At 59.8% G+C, this 19,522-nt stretch carries 21 protein-coding genes; 13 read left to right on the forward strand and 8 right to left on the reverse strand.

Annotated features, from left to right (window positions below):
* The first annotated feature begins 191 nt into the window (after positions 1 to 191).
* Positions 192 to 764: a hypothetical protein gene (locus BN1127_RS18515; protein WP_042650435.1), complete on the forward strand. Its 573-nt coding sequence runs from the start codon at positions 192 to 194 to the stop codon at positions 762 to 764.
* 145 nt (positions 765 to 909) lie between these two features.
* On the opposite strand, the gene BN1127_RS18520 is transcribed toward BN1127_RS18515, so the two are convergent.
* Positions 910 to 1,395 carry a VOC family protein gene (locus BN1127_RS18520; RefSeq protein WP_042650436.1) on the reverse strand — a complete coding sequence of 162 codons (486 nt, stop codon included), beginning with the start codon at positions 1,393 to 1,395 and terminating at the stop codon, positions 910 to 912.
* A gap of 219 nt (positions 1,396 to 1,614) precedes the next feature.
* Between BN1127_RS18520 and BN1127_RS18525 the strand changes: the two genes are divergently transcribed.
* Positions 1,615 to 2,370, forward strand: coding sequence for a class I SAM-dependent methyltransferase (locus tag BN1127_RS18525; protein WP_042650437.1), 756 nt, complete (start codon positions 1,615 to 1,617; stop codon positions 2,368 to 2,370).
* Positions 2,371 to 2,491: 121 nt separating this feature from the next.
* Here BN1127_RS18525 and BN1127_RS18530 read toward each other — a convergent pair whose 3' ends face one another.
* Entirely contained in the window at positions 2,492 to 2,737 is a 246-nt protein-coding gene (locus BN1127_RS18530; RefSeq protein WP_042650438.1) for a hypothetical protein, read from the reverse strand.
* A gap of 116 nt (positions 2,738 to 2,853) precedes the next feature.
* Here BN1127_RS18530 and BN1127_RS18535 point away from each other — a divergent pair, with 116 nt between their 5' ends.
* Entirely contained in the window at positions 2,854 to 4,155 is a 1,302-nt protein-coding gene (locus BN1127_RS18535; RefSeq protein WP_042650439.1) for an MFS transporter, read from the forward strand.
* A 72-nt stretch (positions 4,156 to 4,227) separates the two neighbouring features.
* Here the strand turns inward: BN1127_RS18535 and ahpF are convergent, their stop codons facing one another.
* From ahpF to BN1127_RS18550, 3 genes are all read right to left on the reverse strand, one after another.
* Entirely contained in the window at positions 4,228 to 5,814 is a 1,587-nt protein-coding gene (ahpF, locus tag BN1127_RS18540; RefSeq protein ID WP_042650440.1) for an alkyl hydroperoxide reductase subunit F, read from the reverse strand.
* A 141-nt stretch (positions 5,815 to 5,955) separates the two neighbouring features.
* Positions 5,956 to 6,522, reverse strand: a complete 567-nt coding sequence (gene ahpC, locus BN1127_RS18545) for an alkyl hydroperoxide reductase subunit C (protein ID WP_005324327.1) — start codon at positions 6,520 to 6,522, stop codon at positions 5,956 to 5,958.
* A 642-nt stretch (positions 6,523 to 7,164) separates the two neighbouring features.
* Positions 7,165 to 7,611, reverse strand: a complete 447-nt coding sequence (locus tag BN1127_RS18550; RefSeq protein WP_042650441.1) for a CBS domain-containing protein — start codon at positions 7,609 to 7,611, stop codon at positions 7,165 to 7,167.
* A gap of 275 nt (positions 7,612 to 7,886) precedes the next feature.
* On the opposite strand from BN1127_RS18550, the gene queA reads away from it, so the two are divergent.
* The 7 genes from queA to nlpI all read left to right on the forward strand — a co-directional run bounded on the left by queA (position 7,887) and on the right by nlpI (position 14,921).
* Positions 7,887 to 8,954 (forward strand): tRNA preQ1(34) S-adenosylmethionine ribosyltransferase-isomerase QueA, encoded by a 1,068-nt coding sequence (queA, locus tag BN1127_RS18555; RefSeq protein WP_042650442.1) that lies wholly within the window; start codon positions 7,887 to 7,889, stop codon positions 8,952 to 8,954.
* Positions 8,955 to 9,071: 117 nt separating this feature from the next.
* Entirely contained in the window at positions 9,072 to 10,208 is a 1,137-nt protein-coding gene (tgt, locus tag BN1127_RS18560; RefSeq protein WP_042650443.1) for a tRNA guanosine(34) transglycosylase Tgt, read from the forward strand.
* A 50-nt stretch (positions 10,209 to 10,258) separates the two neighbouring features.
* Complete coding sequence (gene yajC / locus BN1127_RS18565) at positions 10,259 to 10,594, forward strand: preprotein translocase subunit YajC (protein WP_042650444.1); 336 nt, start codon at positions 10,259 to 10,261, stop codon at positions 10,592 to 10,594.
* 18 nt (positions 10,595 to 10,612) lie between these two features.
* A complete protein-coding gene (secD, locus tag BN1127_RS18570; RefSeq protein ID WP_042650445.1) occupies positions 10,613 to 12,466 on the forward strand; it encodes a protein translocase subunit SecD in 1,854 nt (617 codons plus the stop codon).
* A 9-nt stretch (positions 12,467 to 12,475) separates the two neighbouring features.
* Complete coding sequence (gene secF, locus BN1127_RS18575; protein WP_042650446.1) at positions 12,476 to 13,423, forward strand: protein translocase subunit SecF; 948 nt, start codon at positions 12,476 to 12,478, stop codon at positions 13,421 to 13,423.
* Between the two features lie 106 nt (positions 13,424 to 13,529).
* Positions 13,530 to 13,898 (forward strand): rhodanese-like domain-containing protein, encoded by a 369-nt coding sequence (locus tag BN1127_RS18580; RefSeq protein ID WP_042650447.1) that lies wholly within the window; start codon positions 13,530 to 13,532, stop codon positions 13,896 to 13,898.
* Between the two features lie 90 nt (positions 13,899 to 13,988).
* The gene (nlpI, locus tag BN1127_RS18585) at positions 13,989 to 14,921 is read left to right on the forward strand and encodes a lipoprotein NlpI (RefSeq protein ID WP_301270914.1); all 933 of its coding nucleotides are present in this window, start codon (positions 13,989 to 13,991) and stop codon (positions 14,919 to 14,921) included.
* Positions 14,922 to 14,998: 77 nt separating this feature from the next.
* Here the strand turns inward: nlpI and BN1127_RS18590 are convergent, their stop codons facing one another.
* Together BN1127_RS18590 and ubiU are read right to left on the reverse strand one after the other, a co-directional pair.
* Positions 14,999 to 15,871, reverse strand: coding sequence for a U32 family peptidase (locus BN1127_RS18590; RefSeq protein ID WP_042650449.1), 873 nt, complete (start codon positions 15,869 to 15,871; stop codon positions 14,999 to 15,001).
* Between the two features lie 12 nt (positions 15,872 to 15,883).
* Positions 15,884 to 16,879, reverse strand: a complete 996-nt coding sequence (gene ubiU / locus BN1127_RS18595) for a ubiquinone anaerobic biosynthesis protein UbiU (RefSeq protein ID WP_042650450.1) — start codon at positions 16,877 to 16,879, stop codon at positions 15,884 to 15,886.
* A 190-nt stretch (positions 16,880 to 17,069) separates the two neighbouring features.
* On the opposite strand from ubiU, the gene ubiT reads away from it, so the two are divergent.
* Positions 17,070 to 17,585: a ubiquinone anaerobic biosynthesis accessory factor UbiT gene (gene ubiT, locus BN1127_RS18600; protein WP_041206966.1), complete on the forward strand. Its 516-nt coding sequence runs from the start codon at positions 17,070 to 17,072 to the stop codon at positions 17,583 to 17,585.
* Here the strand turns inward: ubiT and BN1127_RS18605 are convergent.
* A complete protein-coding gene (locus BN1127_RS18605; protein WP_042650451.1) occupies positions 17,550 to 17,966 on the reverse strand; it encodes a hypothetical protein in 417 nt (138 codons plus the stop codon). The genes ubiT and BN1127_RS18605 overlap by 36 nt on opposite strands.
* Before the next feature lie 184 nt (positions 17,967 to 18,150).
* On the opposite strand from BN1127_RS18605, the gene trmJ reads away from it, so the two are divergent.
* Together trmJ and iscR are read left to right on the forward strand one after the other, a co-directional pair.
* On the forward strand, positions 18,151 to 18,885 hold the full coding sequence (gene trmJ / locus BN1127_RS18610; protein WP_042650452.1) for a tRNA (cytosine(32)/uridine(32)-2'-O)-methyltransferase TrmJ: 735 nt from the start codon (positions 18,151 to 18,153) through the stop codon (positions 18,883 to 18,885).
* A 93-nt stretch (positions 18,886 to 18,978) separates the two neighbouring features.
* Entirely contained in the window at positions 18,979 to 19,482 is a 504-nt protein-coding gene (iscR, locus tag BN1127_RS18615; RefSeq protein ID WP_025327241.1) for a Fe-S cluster assembly transcriptional regulator IscR, read from the forward strand.
* The last annotated feature ends 40 nt before the right edge of the window (positions 19,483 to 19,522 follow it).

A 19,522-nucleotide genomic window follows, 5' to 3' on the forward strand; every position in this document is an offset into this window, starting at 1 on the left:
ATTCAAGGCATTTGCGGGAGCAAAAAATCGGCTAAAACATGAAGAAATGAAATGACTGAGTCAGCCGAGAAGAATTTCCCCGCTTATTCGCACCTTCCTTAGCTCAGGAAGCTGACTCAGTCTTATTAAATGAGCAGGAATGTGTTGAGCTTGACAAAAAAGGTGAAGCACCACTCACAACAAACTCAGCAATGTTTGCTTTGCTACGTGACCGTTTGGTCGACCTTGATGAACTGCTAAAAAGTGATGTTTCGCCACAAGAGGCATGGGCGCAAATTGATCAAGAGCGAATTATGCGCCGCGAAATCGCGCGTGAGTTACAGCATGCAGCCAATGGTATATATAAGGTGGATCAAGAGTCAGTGACCGCTGATGAAAAGGAGACCGATATTCGCCTTCGTTCGACGGCTTCTGAATATGAGACAGTAATTGAGTTGAAACTTGGTGATAATCGCTCGGCTCGAGACCTGCGTGACACGATCGAATCTCAATTGGTAAAAAAATACTTGTCGCTTGAAACTCGCCGATCCGGTGCATTACTTATCACCTTGTCCAAGGTGCGGGACTGGGATCATCCTGATAGCGGGGAAAGAATCGGCTTAGAAGAGCTCAAGGAGCTGTTGGATGATGAAGCCAGACGTGTAGAGCGGGAAATGGGAGGTGCAGTTTCATTGACCATACATGTGCTGGATCTTAGACCGAGGCTGCTGACAGAAAAGCAGTCTCGGTCTGGGGTGATGAAGAAAAGGGTTAATCCTGCGTAAAGTTGCCAGTCTTTCGAACAGGATTTATCTCAGGCTGCAGTGAGAAATAGCTTCCAACCAGTACCTTTGGTAGGGTCTTTTCAGCACAATCTCCCACGGTGTTAGCTTTTGATCAATTAGCGAGATGTCGAGGGTTATGGTCACTTCAACCACGCCGTGCCGCCTCGATGGCGGCAATATCAATCTTGCCCATCTGCATCATGGCCTCGAAGGCGCGCTTGGCAGCCTCGGGGTCGGGATCGGTGATCGCCTCGGTGAGGGCGAGGGGGGTGATCTGCCAGGAGATGCCCCACCTGTCCTGGCACCAGCCGCACTCGCTCGCCCGGCCGCCGTTCTCGATGATGGCGTGCCAGTAGCGATCCGTCTCGGCCTGGGTCGTCGTTGCGACTTGAAACGAGAAGGCCCAGTTGTGGCTGACCCCGGGCCCGCCGTTAAGGCCGAGGCAGGGGATCCCCATCACCCTGAACTCGACCGTCAGCACATCCCCTTCCTTGCCGGCGGAGTAGTCGGCCGGGGCGCGGTGCACGGCGTCGACGGCAGAGTCGGGGAAGAGGCTTGTGTAAAACCGTGCCGCCTCCTCGGCATCCCCGTCATACCAGAGGCAGATCCTGTTCTTTGCGGTTGTCATCATCTCGTGGCTCCTGCCGGTTGCTGTCATCCTGTGCCCCTCCCTTTCTCTTGCCCCATTGGTTGCTACCTGGCGCCCTCTGTTGCCAGCCGGGGAGTTGCATGATGTCGTCAAGTGTAGTGGCATAGGGATCCGGCCCGCCCGGTCTGGCGTGCAACGCGGCAGGAAGGGAAACGGGATGCGGGCAGATGGTGCCCGTCACTGACAAGAGAGGTGTGCGCGATGGACAGTACCCAGCGATTCTCGACCCGGGTCGAGGCTTATGTGAAGTACCGCCCCGGTTATCCAGCGGCCATGCTGGACTTTCTGGCTGACGAGCTTGCCATGGTGCCCGAGGCCCAGGTGGCCGACATAGGGGCGGGCACCGGCATTCTGACCACCCTGCTCGCCCCCCGGGTGGCGCGGGTCTGGGCGGTAGAGCCCAACGATGAGATGCGTGGCGCCGCCAGACGGCTGCTGGCGGATATGGGCAACATAGGTTGGTCCCACGGCAGTGCGGAGGCCACCGGCCTACCGACGGGCTCGGTGGATCTGATCACGGTTGCCCAGGCGTTTCACTGGTTCGATCGCGCGGCCTTTCGGCAGGAGTGCCAGCGCCTGCTCAGACCCGGTGGCCGGGTCGCCCTGATCTGGAACGATCGGCTGACGAACACCGATTTTCTCAAGGCTTACGAGGAGGGGCTGCACGCCTATTCGGGGGATTACGAGGAGGTCAATCATCGCAACCTCGGCGAGCACGATTTTCGTGCCTTCTTCGAAGGGGAGTATCGGCTCGATCGCTTCGAGAACCGCCAGCTGTTCGATCTGGACGGCGTGCTGGGGCGGCTCAACTCCTCCTCCTATGCGCCCGCCGTCGGCACCCCGGCCCATGAGCAGATGACGGCGCTGATCCGCCGTGAATTTGGCCGTCATGCGGTCAACGACAGGATCTCCTTCAACTATTGCACCCTGGTTTACAGTGGTCGGGTGTCGGCCTGACCGAGGCCGGCTTCCCGACATGACAAGGCCCTCGTCGTTCTCGACGAGGGCCTTGGTGATGACCCTGGGACCTCGCATGGGTGGGCTGTGAAGCAGACTGTCGCGAGGGGGTACCATGACCTTACTCCATGTCGATGCCCAGGATGGCCATGGCTTTGGCCAGGGTATCGACGGATTCCTGATGTTTGCCTGCCTTGTGCAGGGTCTCTCCTTCTGCTCTCAACTGTTTTACCTCGGCCAGTTGCTCGGCGCTGAGGGCGGGGTTCGTTGCCAGGGCATCATCAATCTTCTTCATGTCTATGGGGCAGTGGAAGGCGATGGCGCTCCCGGCGAAGAGCAGGGTTGCCAACAACAGCATGAGTCTCATCTCTATGACCTCCTTGATGGGATCCCGTTAAGAATAGCCCGGGAGGGCCTGGGCCATTGGGTTGAACCGGGCAAGAAACAAAGGCTACCATGACCCTTTCGTCACGAGGAGGTGCCATGACACTCACGAGATTGCTGTCACCCCTGACCAGCCTGGTGATCTTCATTCTGGGCCACGGCATGTTCAACACCCTGCTGACGGTGCGCCTCTTTGCCGAGCAGGTGTCGGTGCAGGCCATCGGCCTGGTGTCGGCCGCCTACTTCGGCGGCCTGGTGCTGGGGGCCTTCGTCAATGCGCGCCTCATCATCCGGGTGGGCCATATCCGGGCCTATGCGGCCTACGCCTCCCTGCTCTGCTTCCTGTTCCTGCTACACGGCATGGTGGTGGACCCTATCGCTTGGGCGGCGCTGCGGCTGCTGGGAGGCTTTGCCACCGGCGGCCTGTTCGTGGTGCTGGAGTCATGGATGCTGGTCTCAAGCACCCCGGCCAACCGGGGGCGGCTGATGTCCCTCTACATGATCCTGCTCTATGGCTCCCTAGCCATGGGCCAGTTGTTGCTCAAGTGGGTGGATCCCATGGTGTTGACCCCCTTTGCCCTGTGCGCCATGGCCGCCACCCTGTCGGTGGTGCCGCTCGCCCTCTCCCGGGTGCCCACTCCGGCCATGGTGGCACCCCAGCCGGTCGGGGTGCTGGAGCTTGTCCGGCTCACCCCGGCGGGCATGGGCAGCAGCTTCACCTCGGGCCTCATCCTCGGGGCCATTTACGGCCTGCTGCCGCTCTACTTTACCGACAGCGGTGCCTCGCTCTCTCGGGTGGCGGACATGATGGCGCTGGTGATCCTGGGGGGCATGTGCCTGCAATACCCCATAGGCCGGATGTCAGATCGTTATGACAGGAGGCTGGTGATCCTGCTGCTGTGCGGGGCGCTGACTCTGCTCGCCCTGCTGATGGTGCTGCTGCCCGAGGCGTGGCGCGAGCCGATCGCGGGTGCCCTGGTGTTCCTGCTGGGGGGGATGGCGTTCTCCATCTACCCCCTGAGTCTCAGCCACGCCTGCGACGAGTTGCGCCCGGATCAGGTGCTGGGGGCCAATCAGGGGCTGCTGCTCGCCTACAGCCTGGGGGCCATGACGGGGCCACTGTTGGCGCCCTTCGTCATGGTGCAGTTCGGGCCAGAGGGGCTGTTTATCTACTTCGCCCTGTGCGGTGCCCTGCTGGCGGGTTATCTGGGCTGGCGCAGGCGGCAGCGGGCGCCCATTCCCCTGGCTGAGCACCAGGTGTTCATGCCGGTGCCGCCCAATACCCCGATGACGGCCGAGCTGGAGCCGAGAACGGATCTGGAAGGGGAGGCGGTGCCCGCGAGTTATGCCGCGCCCGAGGTTGAGGATGTGGAGGGGATGGAGGAGCCGCAGGTTCGCTGAGGCAGCCAGCCCGAAGACGCGCATAAAAAAGCCGACTCCAGGGAGTCGGCTTTTTGTCGGGCGTGGGGCCCGTCAGGCGGTCACTGCATCGGCCTTGGCGGCAGCGGCTTCCGGCGCCGCATTGCGGATGAGGTAATCGAAGGCCCCCAGGGCGGCGGTGGCACCGGCGCCCATGGAGATGATGATCTGCTTGAACGGCACAGTGGTGGCATCTCCTGCGGCGTAGACGCCGGGCAATGAGGTGGCGCCCTTGGTGTCGATCTCGATCTCGCCGAAGCGGGTCAGGGCAACTTCGCTCCCCTTGAGGAACTCGGTGTTCGGTACCAGACCTATCTGCACGAAGATGCCGGCCACCGCCAGGTGCTTGATCTCGCCTGTGGTACGATCTTCGTAATCCATGCCCACCACCTTGCTGCCGTCACCGATCACTTCGGTGGTGCGGGCGCTCATGATGATGTCGATGTTGCCCATGGAGCGGGCCTTCTTCTGCAACACCTCGTCGGCGCGCAGAGTGTCGGCGAATTCCACCACGGTGACGTGTTCGACGATACCAGCCAGATCGATGGCCGCCTCGATACCGGAGTTACCACCACCTATCACCGCCACCCGCTTGCCCTTGAAGAAGGGACCGTCGCAGTGGGGGCAGTAGGCCACGCCCTTGGTGCGGTACTCGAGCTCGCCCGGCACGTTCAGGTCGCGCCAGCGGGCACCGGTCGCCAGGATCACGGCACGGCTCTTCAAGGTGGCACCGGAGGCAAGATCCACGTTCACGTAGCCATCCTTGCTGATGGCGGCAGCACGCTGTTCGGTGATCACTTCCACGCCGTACTGCTTGACGTGCTGCTCCAGGCTCGCGGCCAGCTTGGGGCCCTCGGTGTAGGGCACGGAGATGAAGTTCTCGATGCCGACGGTGTCCATCACCTGACCGCCGAAGCGCTCGGCGACGATGGCGGTGCGAATGCCTTTACGAGCTGCATAGATGGCCGCTGCGGCGCCAGCCGGGCCACCGCCCACTACCAGCACGTCGTAGGGGGCCTTTTCGCTCAGCTCTTGCGCCTTGCGCTCTGCCGCGCCGGTATCGAGCTTGGCAATGATCTCTTCCAGGGAGGTGCGACCCTGGCTGAACGGCTGGCCGTTCAGGTAGACGTTCGGGACCGCCATGATCTGGCGCTCGTTCACCTCGTCCTGGAACAGGGCACCGTCGATCATGGTGTGGGTGATGCCGGGGTTCAGGGTGGCCATCAGGTTCAGGGCCTGTACCACGTCCGGGCAGTTGTGGCAGGAGAGGGAGATATAGGTCTCGAAGTGGAACTCGCCCTTGAGGTTCCTGACCTGCTCCAACACGGCCGGATCGGCCTTGGAGGGGTGGCCGCCGCTTTGCAGCAGGGCGAGCACCAGGGAGGTAAATTCATGACCCATGGGGATGCCGGCAAAATGCACGCGCGGTGCCTGGCCTTGTGGCGCCACGCTCATGGAAGGCTTGCGGGCGGCAGTGCCATCGGTCATGGAAATCTTGGGGGACATCTCTGCTATCTCGTTGGCCAATGCCAGGAGCTCTGCGGATTTGTCGCTGTCATTGCCGGACACGCTGATCTCGATGGGATTGACGATGTACTGCAAGTAACCGTTGAGTTGTTGTTTGAGGTTGGTATCTAACATGGTCGAATTCCTTCTTGTTATGGCGGTCGGCACTATTAATGAATACAGAAAGCACTGGATGCAAAAAACAGTGAATACAGGAAGCGCTGGGCCAGAAAGCAGACCGGCCCTTGAGTGGGCCGGTCTTGGAGAGCAGGAGGCTTAGATTTTGCCTACCAGATCCAGGGACGGGGCCAGGGTGGCATCGCCTTCTTGCCATTTGGCCGGGCACACTTCACCCGGGTGAGCGGCAACGTACTGGGCAGCTTTGACCTTGCGCAGCAGCTCCAGAGCGTCACGGCCGATGCCACCAGCGTTGATTTCAACGATCTGGATGACACCTTGCGGGTCGATGACGAAGGTACCGCGGTCAGCCAGGCCAGCTTCTTCGATCATCACGCCGAAGTTGCGGGTGATGGTGCCGGTCGGGTCGCCTATCATCGGGTACTGGATCTTCTTGATGGTGTCAGAAGTGTCGTGCCAGGCCTTGTGAGTGAAGTGGGTGTCGGTAGAAACGGCGTAGATCTCGACGCCCAGCTTCTTGAAGGCAGCGTAGTTGTCAGCCAGGTCGCCCAGCTCGGTCGGGCAAACGAAGGTGAAGTCAGCCGGGTAGAAGAACACCACGGACCACTTGCCTTTCAGGTCAGCGTCAGACACCTGAACGAATTTGCCATTGTGGTAGGCGGTAGCGTTGAACGGCTTGATTTCAGTGTTGATATAGGTAGACATGTATTTGCTCCTTGGTGATGTACATATGCCCGTCTGGTCGTGAAGTGCTTGGCCAGGCGAGGCGCTTAACTTTCGATGGAGGCATCATAGGGCTTTTAGCTAATCGGTCAAAGCCACAATTTTGAATCACTTAAATCTATTTATTAGATAGCCCATCGCAACTGTACCTAACATGAATATCTCAGGCCTTCAGAGATAACTCATTGTCGAAGTTCAATTTCTGTCCGCCATGTCACATTTTCAAGTCCCGGATGGGAACTTGTTTTATGCCGGAGGTGATGAGAGGAGTGTTGAAGGTGCGTCGGGCAGAGGGGGAGGGCGTGAGAGACGGGCAAAAAAATCCCGGCGCCGTCGCACAGACAGTGCCGGGTCATCAAACAAGGAATGGCGATATAAAAATGCTTTACAGCAAAGACTAACTACGGGGTGTGCAAACTTGCAGACATATGAAGAGAAGACATCGGGTGCACAATCCTCATCTCCTCTTCGGCAACCATTGCATGGACAGCATCATAGTGTGATGAAGATCACAAAGCAAGTTTGTGGTGTAAGTTTTCAATCAAACTGAAAGTGTTTCAGCTATTTAGCCGATTAATCAGGCTGAAAACGCTTTTATTGTAATTTAATTACAGTTTTTTGTGATCAAAAATCGGAGGGCGGCTCCTGCTCCTCCATCAGTTCCAGCAGATTGATGGCGACAGTGATGAAGTCCGACTCCGTGACGATGCCCACCAGCTTGCGTCCCCGCACCACCGGCAGGCAGCCATATTTGTGGCGCTGCAGGTAGAGGGCCGCTTCCTTGATGCCGGCGTGGGGATCCACGCTCGCCACCTGGCGGGTCATGATCTCGTCGAGCTGGACGCTGTCGGTGAATTCCGCCTCCCGCTCCGGATTGATGAGCAGCAGCTTGGAGTCGCGGGTTGCCAGGATGTCGGAGAGGGTGACCAGCCCCAGCAGATGCAGGTGCTCGTCGACGATGGGGATGTGGCGGATCTGCTCCTGCTGCATCAGCTCCATCGCCTGCTTGACGCTGTTCTGCGGCCCCAGGGTGAAGGGGTGTTCGGTCATGATTTCAGTCAGGGTCATCATGGTGGGCCTCCTTGTGTTTCTGATCTCACCCTAGCTCAGCTCCTGGCCTTGGAACCTGATCAGGGTCAATACAGTTCATTAAAGAATCATTAACCCAGGGGTTGTTGGTACGGCGGGGTACAAATTGACGCCCAAGTGTCCGTGTCGGTGCGCCAAGGGGCCCCCAGGCTCGCAAAAAGAGCGCTATCCCTTGCCGGCCTTGGGTTTTTGGTCTTTTGGGTTGCCTTGGAAGAGGGGGATAACTAGACTAGCCGCCGATTCCCCCGAGGTGAAAGATGCAAGTATCCGATTTTCATTTTGATCTGCCAGACGAGCTGATTGCCCGCTATCCGATGGCAGAGCGCACCGCCAGCCGCCTGTTGCAGCTCGATGGTCAAAGCGGCGCCCTGCGCCACGGTCAATTTGTGGATGTGCTGGACCAGCTCAACCCGGGCGACCTGCTGGTGTTCAACAACACCCGGGTCATTCCGGCGCGCATGTTTGGCCAGAAGGCCAGCGGCGGCAAGCTGGAGGTGCTGGTGGAGCGCATCCTGGACGAGCACAGCGTGCTGGCCCATGTCCGCTCTTCCAAGTCTCCCAAGCCCGGAACCCGCCTCATCCTCGATGGCGCCCCCGATGGGGAGAAGGTGGAGGCCGAGATGCGCGCCCGCCACGATGCCCTGTTCGAGATCCACTTCCTGGACCCGCGCCCCGTGCTGGAGATCCTGGAAGCCATCGGCCACATGCCGCTGCCCCCCTATATCGACCGTCCCGACGAGGACGCCGACAAGGAGCGCTACCAGACCGTCTACAACCAGAAGCCGGGCGCCGTGGCGGCGCCGACCGCCGGTCTGCACTTCGACGAGCCGCTGCTCGAGAAAATTCGTGCCAAAGGGGTTGAAACAGCCTTCGTCACCCTGCACGTGGGGGCGGGCACCTTCCAGCCGGTACGGGTGGAGAAGATTGAAGATCACCACATGCATTCGGAATATGCCGAAGTGCCGCAGGAGGTGGTGGACGCCATAGCCGCGACCCGTGCCCGCGGTGGTCGCGTGGTTGCGGTGGGCACCACTTCGGTGCGATCCCTCGAGAGCGCGGCCAGGGTGACCCTGGCCCAGGGCAAGCCGCTGGCGCCCTTCTTCAGCGACACCGACATCTTCATCTTCCCGGGTTACCAGTTCCAGGTGGTCGATGCCATGGTCACCAACTTCCACCTGCCCGAATCCACCCTGATCATGCTGGTCAGCGCCTTCGCGGGGTACGACAACGTGATGGCGGCCTATCAGGCTGCAGTGGAAGATCAGTACCGTTTCTTCAGCTACGGGGACGCCATGTTTGTCACCCGTCGCCAGGTTGAGGCATAAGCCTCCGCCTTCAGAAGCCGTTCAGGGAGGTCTTGTCAGGATCCTGGCCGGTTTCTTGTATCGGGCCCATGGGGCCCTCCGTTGTCAGACTGTTTCTCTGACTGAATCGAGGTAGCAATGAAATTTGAACTGAAAACCACAGATGGTCGCGCCCGTCGCGGTCAGCTGGTATTCGAGCGCGGTGTGGTCCAGACCCCGGCCTTCATGCCGGTCGGTACCTACGGCACCGTCAAGGGGATGACCCCGGAAGAGGTGCGCGAGACCGGCGCCCAGATCCTGCTTGGCAACACCTTCCACCTCTGGCTGCGGCCGGGTCAGGCGGTGATGCGCGCCCACGGGGATCTGCATGATTTCATGAACTGGCAGGGCCCCATCCTGACCGACTCCGGTGGTTTCCAGGTGTTCAGCCTGGGGCACATTCGCAAGATCACCGAGGCCGGTGTGCACTTCCGTCATCCCATCAACGGCGAGAAGATCTTCCTCGACCCCGAGAAATCCATGGAGATCCAGTACGATCTGGGCTCCGACATCGTGATGATCTTCGACGAGTGCACACCCTATCCGGCGACCTACGAAGAGGCGCGCAAGTCCATGGAGATGTCCCTGCGCTGGGCCAAGCGCTCCCGCGACAAGTTTGATGCACTGGGCAACAAGAACGCCCTGTTCGGCATCATTCAGGGTTCCGTCTACGAGCCGCTGCGGGATGTCTCCCTCGACGGTCTGCTGGAGATCGGCTTCGACGGCTATGCGGTAGGCGGTCTGGCGGTGGGCGAGCCCAAGGAGGACATGCACCGCATCCTGGATCACGTCTGCCCGAAGATCCCGGCCGACAAGCCGCGCTACCTGATGGGGGTGGGCAAGCCGGAGGATCTGGTGGAAGGGGTGCGCCGCGGCATCGACATGTTCGATTGCGTGATGCCGACCCGCAACGCCCGCAACGGCCATCTGTTCACCACCGACGGGGTGGTCAAGATCCGCAACGCCAAGTATCGCGAAGACACCAGCACCCTGGATGCCGACTGCGATTGCTACACCTGCAAGAACTACACCCGCAGCTATTTGTACCATCTGGACAAGTGCAACGAGATCCTCGGTGCCCGTCTGAATACCATTCATAACCTGCGTTATTACCAGCGTGTGATGCAGGGTTTGCGGGACGCGATCGAGCAGGGTAAATTAGACGACTTTGTAACTGAGTTTTACCGTCGGCAAGGGAAGCCCGTGCCTCCGTTAACTGAAAATGACGTGAAATAACAACGACATATAAGTTAGTTTTCAAATCCACATCAATAAGAGGTTGTTAAATGAGCATTATCTCCAAGGCGTATGCAGAAGGCGCAGCTCCGGGTGCACAGGGTGGTGGCATGGAAATGATCATCATGCTGGCCGTGTTTGGCCTCATCTTCTATTTCATGATCTACCGTCCCCAGGCCAAGCGCGCCAAGACTCATCGCGATCTGATGAGCTCCCTGGCCAAGGGTGACGAAGTGCTCACCTCCGGTGGCCTGGTCGGCAAGATTGCCAAGGTGTCCGTCGATAGCGACTACATCGTGCTGGCCCTGAACGATCAGACTCAAGTCACCATCAAGCGTGATTTCGTCTCTGCCGTTCTGCCCAAGGGTTCTATCCAGTCCCTTTAATCTCCCGAGGAGCACAGCGTGTTAAATCGCTATCCGCTGTGGAAATACCTGATGGTGATCGTCGTGATCGCCATCGGTTTTCTATATGCAGCCCCCAATCTTTACGGCGAAGACCCGGCCTTGCAGGTCTCTGCCAGCCGTGGTGCCGAAGTCAAACTAGAGACGCTCGATCAGGTGAAGGAGACGCTCGAAGCGGCTCAGATCCCGGTCAAACATGCTGCGTTCGAACACGGTTTCATTCTGATCCGGTTCACCAATACCGAAGACCAGCTCAAGGCACGTGACGTTGTCGCCAACAAGCTGGGCGACAACTTCATTACCGCCCTCAACCTGGCACCTTCCACTCCTGCCTGGCTCGAAGCCATCGGCGCCGCTCCCCTCAAGCTGGGTCTGGATCTGCGCGGTGGCGTGCACTTCCTGATGGAAGTGGACATGGCCGAGGCGCTGACCAAGCAGCAAGAGCAGATGGTGCAGGATTTCCGCTCCGAGCTGCGCACCCAGAAGATCCGTTACTCCGGCGTGCGCCGGGTGGGTGATCAGGTGCAGGTGGTGTTCCGCGAGGAGGCCGATCAGGCCAAGGCCGCCGCCTTCCTGCGTCGGCAGAATCCAGATCTCACCTTCACCACAGAGCAGAAAGGGGATGACTTCATCCTGCTGGCTGGCCTGAGTGAAGCCAAGATCAAGGAAGTGAAGAAGTACGCCCTCGAGCAGAACATCACCATCATCCGTAACCGGGTGAACGAACTGGGTGTGGCCGAGCCGCTGGTACAACAGCAGGGTGCCGAGCGCATCGTGGTGGAGCTGCCCGGTATCCAGGACACCGCCCGTGCCAAGGAGATCCTGGGTGCCACTGCGACCCTGGAGTTCCACATGGTCGATGAGGCCGCCGACATCCAGGCCGCGGCCGCAGGTCGGGTGCCGCCGAGCTCCAAGGTCTACAACGATCGCAACGGTCGTCCCGTGGTGCTGCAAAAGCGCGTGATCCTGACCGGTGACCACATCGTGGGTGCCCAGTCCGGTTTCGATGAATACAGTCGTCCCCAGGTCAACATCAAGCTCGATGGCCAGGGTGGCAACAAGATGGCCAACTTTACCAAGGACAACGTTGGTAAGGGCATGGCCACCGTCTTCATTGAGTACAAGCCGGTCGGTCAACCTGGTCCGGACGGCAAGCGCAAGTTCCGCAAACAGGAGGAGGTGATCAACGTCGCCACCATCCAGTCGCGTCTTGGCAGCCAGTTCCGCATCACCGGCATCGACAACGCCAACGAAGCACACAACCTGGCGCTGCTGCTGCGTGCCGGTGCCCTGATAGCCCCCATCCAGATCGTCGAAGAGCGCACCATAGGCCCGAGCCTGGGTCAGCAGAACATCGACAGCGGGATGGAAGCCATCGGCTGGGCCATGCTGGTGATCGTGCTGTTCATGGGGATCTACTACCGTGCATTCGGTTGGGTGGCCAACCTGGCTCTCTCCATGAACCTGGTGCTGATCGTCGGCATCATGTCTATGATACCGGGGGCCACCATGACCCTGCCGGGTATTGCCGGTATCGTGCTGACGCTGGGTATGGCAGTGGATGCGAATGTGCTGATCTACGAACGTATTCGTGAAGAGATCCGTAACGGCCGCGGCGTGCAGCAAGCCATCCACATGGGCTTTGACCGCGCCTTCTCGACCATCGCCGACTCGAACGTCACCTCGCTCATCACCTGTGTGATCCTGTTTGGCATCGGCACCGGCGCCATCAAGGGCTTCGCCCTGACGCTGGGCATCGGTCTGACCGCCTCCATGTTTACGGCCATCACGGTATCCCGCGCCATCATCAACCTGGCCTGGGGCGGACGGCGCATCGACAAGCTGCCGATCTAAGGAAGAGACATGTTTCAGATTCTACATTTTGAAAAGCCCATCCCCTTCATGCGCTTCGCCAAGTCGGGAATGGTGTTCTCTGCCTTGCTGACGATGCTCGCCCTGTTCTGTCTGTTCGATCGCGGTTTGAACTGGGGTCTGGACTTCACCGGGGGGACCACCATCGAGGTGGGCTTCCAGCAATCGGTGAGCCTGGACAAGATGCATGAGGCGCTGGACGAGCAGAAGATTGAAGGGGCGACCCTGCAATTCTTCGGCTCCAGCCGCGACGTGCTGGTGCGCATGGCTCCGAAAGATGGGGTCAAGGTCGAGCAGCAGGGCAACGAGGTGCTGGCGGCCGCCAAGCTGATCGACGAGAGCGCCGTGCTCAAGCGGGTCGAGTTCGTCGGTCCTTCGGTCGGTGACGAGCTGGCGACAGACGGTGCCCTGGCCATGCTGGCCTCCATCCTCTGTATCCTGGCCTATGTGGCGGTGCGCTTCGAGTGGCGTCTGGCGATGGGGGGTATCCTCTCTCTGGCGCACGACGTGATCATCACCCTCGGCATCTTCGCCTATTTCCAGTACGAGTTCGACCTGACCGTGCTGGCGGCGTTGATGACGCTGGTGGGTTACTCCCTGAACGATACGATCGTCGTGTTCGACCGGGTGCGGGAGAACTTCCGCAAGGTGCGCCGGGGTGATACCGCCGAGATCATGGATCTCTCCATGACCGAGACCCTGAGCCGGACCATCATCACCTCGGGGTTGACCTTCGTGGTGGTGGTGGCGCTGCTGCTCAAGGGCGGCCCGCTGATCCACGGTTTTGCCATCGCCATGGTGATAGGGGTGGCCTTCGGGACCTACTCCTCCATCTATGTGGCGAGTGCCTCTGCCATGTTCTTCGGGGTCAAGCGGGAGCACATGCTGCCGACCCAGGTGGAAAAAGAAGGTGCGGATCAGCAAGAGATCTTGCCGTAACAGACAAGGGCGCCACAGGGCGCCCTTTCTCTTGGGGTGCGGCTGAGTCATTATGCTCCCCAACAGCCATCCTCATGACCCATTACAAGTACGCAAGGAGCAAGCCATGCAACACAATCCCCGTTTTCTGGCCCTGGTAGAGGCCATTCGCCCGCAGATACGGGAAACCGATGTGCACCAGATCAGGCGCTGGCAGGAAGAAGGCCGTGCTTTTCACCTGATCGACGTGCGGGAAGATAACGAGTGGGCGAAAGGGCACCTGCCGGGGGCGGAACACTTGGGCCGCGGTGTGATGGAGCGGGACATAGAGACCCGTTTTCCCGATCCCGACACCGAGCTCTACCTCTATTGTGGTGGGGGTTTTCGCTCCATCCTGGCGGCGGACAACCTGCAAAAGATGGGGTATTCCCGGGTGGTCAGCGTCGATGGAGGCTTTCGTGGTTGGAGTGATGCCGGATACCCTGTCGAATCCTGATTTATTTGAGGGATAGGGGTTGCGCCACATGACAAAAGGCCGGTTGACCTTTACCATATGCGGGGTCAAGCGTAAGCGTCGGAGTGTTCATTGAACGTCAGGAAAGGGATTGGATACCTCACCGGTATTCTGTTGTTGCTCCCCATGTGGGGATGCAGCAGTAGCAGTCAGGTTACAGCGCCTCAAGTTCCCAAGCCGCAACCCGCTTCATTGGTATTGGCGACCCCCTTGCAGGTCTCCTACCAGAGCGAGTTGGCGTTGGCGCGACTCGGGCAGATGCTCAGTGAAATGGAATTGACGACCGAACAGCGGGCAGAACTCTTCTATGAGCGTGCCGTGGTGTTTGACCGGGTGGGCTTGCGTTCCCTGGCGCGACTCGACTTCAACCGCGCCCTGCGGGAGAAGCCGGATTTTGCCGAGGCCTACAACTTCATCGGTGTCTATCTGGTTCAACAGCAGAACTACGACGAGGCCTATGAGGCGTTCGACTCCGCCCTGGAGCTCGCCCCGGATTACGACTACGCCTATCTCAACCGGGGAATCGCGCTCTATTACGGCAATCGCCCCGAGCTTGCCGCGGCGGATATGAAGCGCTTCTACGAGGCGCAACCAGAAGACCCTTATCGGGTGATCTGGCTCTATCTGGCCGAGCAGAAGCTCAACGGACCGGCGGCCATGAGCCGGATGCGCGAGCGGCTCAGCAAGTATGACGACGACGCCTGGAACTGGGATCTGGTGCGCCTCTATACGGGCGACATCAATGCCACCCAGTTGATGAGCAACGTGGTGAAAGGGGTCAAGGACAACAGGGAGCTCGCCGAGCGCCTGTGCGAGACCTACTTCTATCTCGGCAAGTTCGAGCTGGCCAAGGGTAACCGCAAGGAAGCCATCAGCTACTTCAAGCTGGCGCTGGCCAACAACGTCTATGACTTCATCGAGCATCGCTATGCCTTGCTGGAGCTGGAACTGATGGCGCGCAAGCCCCAGCCACCCGGAGCCCAGGGCAAGAGCGGCAAAGCGTGACTAAACGGGTTTGAACCCCATGAAAAAGGCCTCTTGACGAGGCCTTTTTGCTGTCTGCTGCAGTCGTCCCTGCGTGATCACTCCACCAGGCTCATGCCGGGGATCTGTCGCCAGTAACCGTTGCAGTCCCGTTCCTGCTGCAGGGGGAGGGGAGCCTGACCCTGCTGGTTGGCCTTGAAACGCGCCAGCATGTCGAGTGTCTCCATCCCTTCGGGAGATAGGCGCACTACATCCACCAGTCCAGCCATGCCTTTAAGCTCGTTGCCGAGGTTGTAGCAGTAGCCGGACTGGGTCTGGATGCCGTTGAGATTGAACACCTTCTGTCCCTCGCGGCTGCTGGCCAGCCGTCCGGTCGGGTAGTGGATGCAGGCGAGCTCGCAGTTGTCCTTGGGCTTGTCGAGGGAGCGGGCGGTGAAGCAGCGCGCCGAGTAGGCGAGCGGCAGGTGGCCGTAGGCGAACACCTCCACCTCGAACTGCTGGCGGAGCGGGCCAAGATCCTCATTGAGTTGCACCAGCCAGTCGCGGGAGAGCTCCACCGGCATCACCCAGCGCTGCATCCCCTGTTTGAGCAGCATGCGCAGCACGTCTGCGTTGTAGGCATTGATGGCCGGGCCACACACGAAGGGCAGGCCCGCCTCACAGGCGAGCTGGACGGTGCCGAGATCGTTGGCCTCGACCATGAGATCGCCGTTGTCCACCAGCCGCTTCACCTCCTTGAGCTCCGACGGCGCCGAGATCAGCGCCAGAGTGGAGAGCACGGTCTGTTTACCTGTGCTCGCCACCTGGCGGGCTAGGGCAATCCAGTCATCTACTTTCAGTTCACGGCGTTTGCTGCACACCGTCTCACCCAGATAGATGATGTCGGCCTGGCTCTGCACCGCCGCCTCATAGAAGGCCCGGGTGTCGGTCTTGGGCCAGTAGAAGAGCAGGGGCCCGAGAGAGAATTTCATGAACAGTGCTCCTTATTGCCACTGGCGGTGATAGGCGCCGAGGGTGGTCTGACTTCCCTCGGAGACGCGGGCAAGCTGGGCATCCCACTCGCTCTTGACGCTGTAGGCGTTGGGGTTGGCTTGATAAGCATTGATGGCGGCGCGCCAGACCCGGGTCACCTGCTCGACATAGGCGGGGCTGCGCTGGCGGCCCTCGATCTTGACCGACTGGATCCCGGTCTGGAAAAGCTCGGGCAAGAGGCCAAGCGTGTTGAGACTGGTGGGCTCCTCTAGGGCGTGATAGGTCTGGCCATCCACCTCGAAACGTCCCTTGCACAGGGTTGGGTAACCGGCGTTTTCCCCCGGGCCGTAGCGATCGATCAGCACCTCATTGAGACGGGATTCGAGACCGCGGGGGGTCTCTTCCCAGCGTACGAACTTGGCGGGGGAGCAGGCGCCCACGGTATTGGGGCTCTCGCCGGTCATGTAGGAGGAGAGATAGCAGCGCCCCTCCGCCATGATGCAGAGGCTGCCGAATGCGAACACCTCGAGGCCGACGTCGGTCTCGCGGGCCAACTGCCTGACCTGATGCATGGAGAGCACCCGTGGCAGCACCACCCGGCCGACATTGAAGTGCTGCTGGTAGAAGCGGATGGCGGCGGCGTTGGTGGCGCTGGCCTGGACAGATACATGGAGCTCCATGTCGGGATGATGGCGGCTGGCGTAATCCAGCACGGCGAGATCGGCGATGATCAGGGCATCGGCACCGAGCGCCACCCCTCTGTCCACCGCCTGCTTCCATCTGGCATCCGAGCCCGGGTGGGCGAAGGTGTTGATGGCGATGTGCAGCTTTCGACCATGTTGATGCACATAATCCACCGCCTTCTCCAGTTTGCTGTCCGTGAAGTTGAGCCCGGCGAAGTGGCGGGCGTTGGTGTCATCCTTGAAGCCGATATAGACCGCATCGGCCCCGTTATCCACGGCTGTCTTCAGTGCCGGCAGGCTACCTGCCGGGCAGAGTAATTCCATCGGGTACGCTCCGAGAGGGCAAAAATGCAAAAAGTGGCCCGATTGTATGCAGGCTTGACCCCCCGCTTTTTGACCTGAGGCAGCTTTGTGTGGCTTTACCCTTCTAGAGGTAAGTGGGCACAAGTTTGATTTTCAACAGGATCCTGATAATTGCACTGTGTTTGAATGCGCAAAAAACTGGGAGTTTATCGTGTTCCAACAACTGCAACGCCGCCTGGTCGAACAGGCCCCTCGTCTCTTGCGCCGCCCGCTCAAGCTGGTGCCCTTCACCCTGCAGCAAAACCTGATGGAAGCCTTGTTGGCGCAGGCGTTCAAGGAGGCCATCCAGGACGGGGATTTCGCCTTCCTGGCCGGCAAGTGGCTGAAAGTTGAGGTGTCGGACCTCGAACTATGCTGGTTTGTCAGCGAGCGAGAGGGAAAACTGGTGGTGGCCCGTGACTGCGAGCGAGCCGATGTCTGCTTCAGCGGCAGCAGCCAGGATCTCATCCTGATTGCCGGTCGCAAGGAGGATCCGGACTCCCTCTTCTTCCAGCGCAGGCTGAAGATAGAAGGGGATACCGAGTTGGGCCTCGAGGTGAAGAACCTGATGGACAGCCTGGATCTCGATGGGCTGCCCGGGCTGATGAAATATCCCCTGATGGACCTGGCAACCCTGATAGAGCGGGTCCGATCAGCGCAGGATCCGCTGCCCGCGTCGATGGCCTGAGCCGCGTCTCAGCTGCATCGCCAGCCCCGGGGTATGATGGCGATGACGCCGCCTGGTCCATAGGCAGCGACCAGCCCAGAGACAGGGGAGCAGGGCGAGCAGGGCCGTGGTGTCAGGCAGGCGCAGCAGCACCAGCCCGAGCGCCAGCCACAGGAAAGGCAGGGCCTCATAGTACCACTCCGGTTGCAGCCAGCGTTTGGCGGGATAGATGACCAGATCGGTGCGCCTGTAGTTGGAGCGCATCATCCAGAGGAGAGCACCCACCACAAACAGCAGGATCGCCGCGAGCCAGAACAGCGGTGAGTGGGCAAAGAACCACAACACGGCGGAGAGCAGCAGGTAAAGCAACGGCAATTGTTCATAGATCCAGGGGGGAAGCATGAGAGGAGTGCTCCGGGTAATGCAGCTTGACCCTCTAAGGTTAGCTCTCCCTTTTCCCGCCTTCAGGCCGGTTGGTTATACAAGCGGTGATTTTTGTTCTGAAATGCAGGGTCAGAAGCGATGCCAAAATAGCGATTCGTTATGTTACTATTACGCGCCATTTTTGACTGAAGATTGACTGGGCATGTTGGATCAGATTCGTATCGTTTTGGTAAACACCTCTCACACCGGCAACATGGGCTCTGCGGCGAGAGCCATGAAGACCATGGGGCTGACTCAGCTGGTGTTGGTTGATCCGCAAGCCTTGCCCGATGACGATGCCATCGCCCTGGCGGCGGGAGCCAGCGATGTACTGGTCAACGCCCGCATCGTGCCGACGCTCGATGAGGCCATCGCCGATTGTGGCTTGGTCATCGGCACCAGTGCCCGCTCTCGGACCCTGAGCTGGCCCATGCTGGATCCCCGCGAAGCGGGTGAGAAGCTGGTGACGGAGGGGGTGACGCATCCGGTCGCTCTGGTGTTTGGTCGTGAACGCACCGGCCTCACCAACGATGAGCTGCAAAAGTGCCACTACCACGTGGCCATCCCGGCCAACCCCGAATACAGCTCCCTCAATCTGGCCATGGCGGTGCAGACCCTCTGCTACGAGGTGCGGATGCGCTGGCTGGAGACTCAGGGAACTGCCACGGTGGAATCGGATGCGGAGCGGGTGGATTATCCTAGTGCCCAGCAGTTGGAAGGCTTCTATCTGCATCTGGAGCAGACCCTGCAGAAGACAGGCTTCATTGCCGATGATCACCCCGGTCATGTCATGAGCAAGCTGCGCCGTCTGTTCAACCGCGCCCGGCCGGAAGTGGTTGAATTGAATATCCTGCGAGGCATTCTCACCTCGGTGCAGAAAGCCCGGCCGCAGGATTAATCCCGACTGATTTACTCAACCATATACTTGACTGTTTTAGTCGGGTATGTGACCATGTGCCCATATTGATTTGTTCGCAAGACGGTAAGGCATATGAGACTGACCTCAAAAGGACGTTACGCAGTGACAGCTATGCTCGACGTGGCGTTGCATGCAGAGCAGGGGCCCGTTCCTCTTGCTGATATTTCAGAGCGCCAGGGCATCTCCTTGTCCTATCTGGAACAACTGTTTGCCCGTCTGCGCAAGCATGGGCTGGTGAGCAGCGTGCGCGGCCCGGGCGGCGGTTATCGCCTCGGCCTGGCCCCTGGCGAGATCTCGGTAGGTCAGGTGATCACCGCGGTCGATGAATCGGTCGATGCGACCAAGTGCCTCGGCAAGGGTGGCTGCCACGGTGGTACCCAGTGTCTGACCCACTCCCTGTGGCGTGACTTGAGTGAGCGCATTTCCAGTTTCCTGGGGGACATCACCCTGGCGGAGCTGGTCGGTCAGGCCGATGTGCGCCGCATCGCCGGCAAGCAAGATGAACAAATGAAGACCGTGTTGTCCCTGGTTGACCGGGCCGAACGCGGTGATGTGAGCTTGAAAGTCCAACTATAAACGTGCTTTCCACGACGAGTCGCTGTGTGGCCGCGTCGTA

This window comes from Aeromonas media (assembly GCF_000819985.1).
GTDB classification, from domain to species: Bacteria; Pseudomonadota; Gammaproteobacteria; order Enterobacterales; family Aeromonadaceae; genus Aeromonas; species Aeromonas media.

Excerpts from the sequence above, each read along its gene's own strand:
- BN1127_RS18515 (WP_042650435.1), top strand. The coding sequence starts at position 192 with ATGTTTGCTTTGCTACGTGACCGTTTGGTCGACCTTGATGAACTGCTA.
- BN1127_RS18520 (WP_042650436.1), bottom strand. The coding sequence starts at position 1,395 with ATGATGACAACCGCAAAGAACAGGATCTGCCTCTGGTATGACGGGGAT.
- BN1127_RS18525 (WP_042650437.1), top strand. The coding sequence starts at position 1,615 with ATGGACAGTACCCAGCGATTCTCGACCCGGGTCGAGGCTTATGTGAAG.
- BN1127_RS18530 (WP_042650438.1), bottom strand. The coding sequence starts at position 2,737 with ATGAGACTCATGCTGTTGTTGGCAACCCTGCTCTTCGCCGGGAGCGCC.
- BN1127_RS18535 (WP_042650439.1), top strand. The coding sequence starts at position 2,854 with ATGACACTCACGAGATTGCTGTCACCCCTGACCAGCCTGGTGATCTTC.
- ahpF (WP_042650440.1), bottom strand. The coding sequence starts at position 5,814 with ATGTTAGATACCAACCTCAAACAACAACTCAACGGTTACTTGCAGTAC.
- ahpC (WP_005324327.1), bottom strand. The coding sequence starts at position 6,522 with ATGTCTACCTATATCAACACTGAAATCAAGCCGTTCAACGCTACCGCC.
- BN1127_RS18550 (WP_042650441.1), bottom strand. The coding sequence starts at position 7,611 with ATGATGACCCTGACTGAAATCATGACCGAACACCCCTTCACCCTGGGG.
- queA (WP_042650442.1), top strand. The coding sequence starts at position 7,887 with ATGCAAGTATCCGATTTTCATTTTGATCTGCCAGACGAGCTGATTGCC.
- tgt (WP_042650443.1), top strand. The coding sequence starts at position 9,072 with ATGAAATTTGAACTGAAAACCACAGATGGTCGCGCCCGTCGCGGTCAG.
- yajC (WP_042650444.1), top strand. The coding sequence starts at position 10,259 with ATGAGCATTATCTCCAAGGCGTATGCAGAAGGCGCAGCTCCGGGTGCA.
- secF (WP_042650446.1), top strand. The coding sequence starts at position 12,476 with ATGTTTCAGATTCTACATTTTGAAAAGCCCATCCCCTTCATGCGCTTC.
- BN1127_RS18580 (WP_042650447.1), top strand. The coding sequence starts at position 13,530 with ATGCAACACAATCCCCGTTTTCTGGCCCTGGTAGAGGCCATTCGCCCG.
- BN1127_RS18590 (WP_042650449.1), bottom strand. The coding sequence starts at position 15,871 with ATGAAATTCTCTCTCGGGCCCCTGCTCTTCTACTGGCCCAAGACCGAC.
- ubiU (WP_042650450.1), bottom strand. The coding sequence starts at position 16,879 with ATGGAATTACTCTGCCCGGCAGGTAGCCTGCCGGCACTGAAGACAGCC.
- BN1127_RS18605 (WP_042650451.1), bottom strand. The coding sequence starts at position 17,966 with ATGCTTCCCCCCTGGATCTATGAACAATTGCCGTTGCTTTACCTGCTG.
- trmJ (WP_042650452.1), top strand. The coding sequence starts at position 18,151 with ATGTTGGATCAGATTCGTATCGTTTTGGTAAACACCTCTCACACCGGC.
- iscR (WP_025327241.1), top strand. The coding sequence starts at position 18,979 with ATGAGACTGACCTCAAAAGGACGTTACGCAGTGACAGCTATGCTCGAC.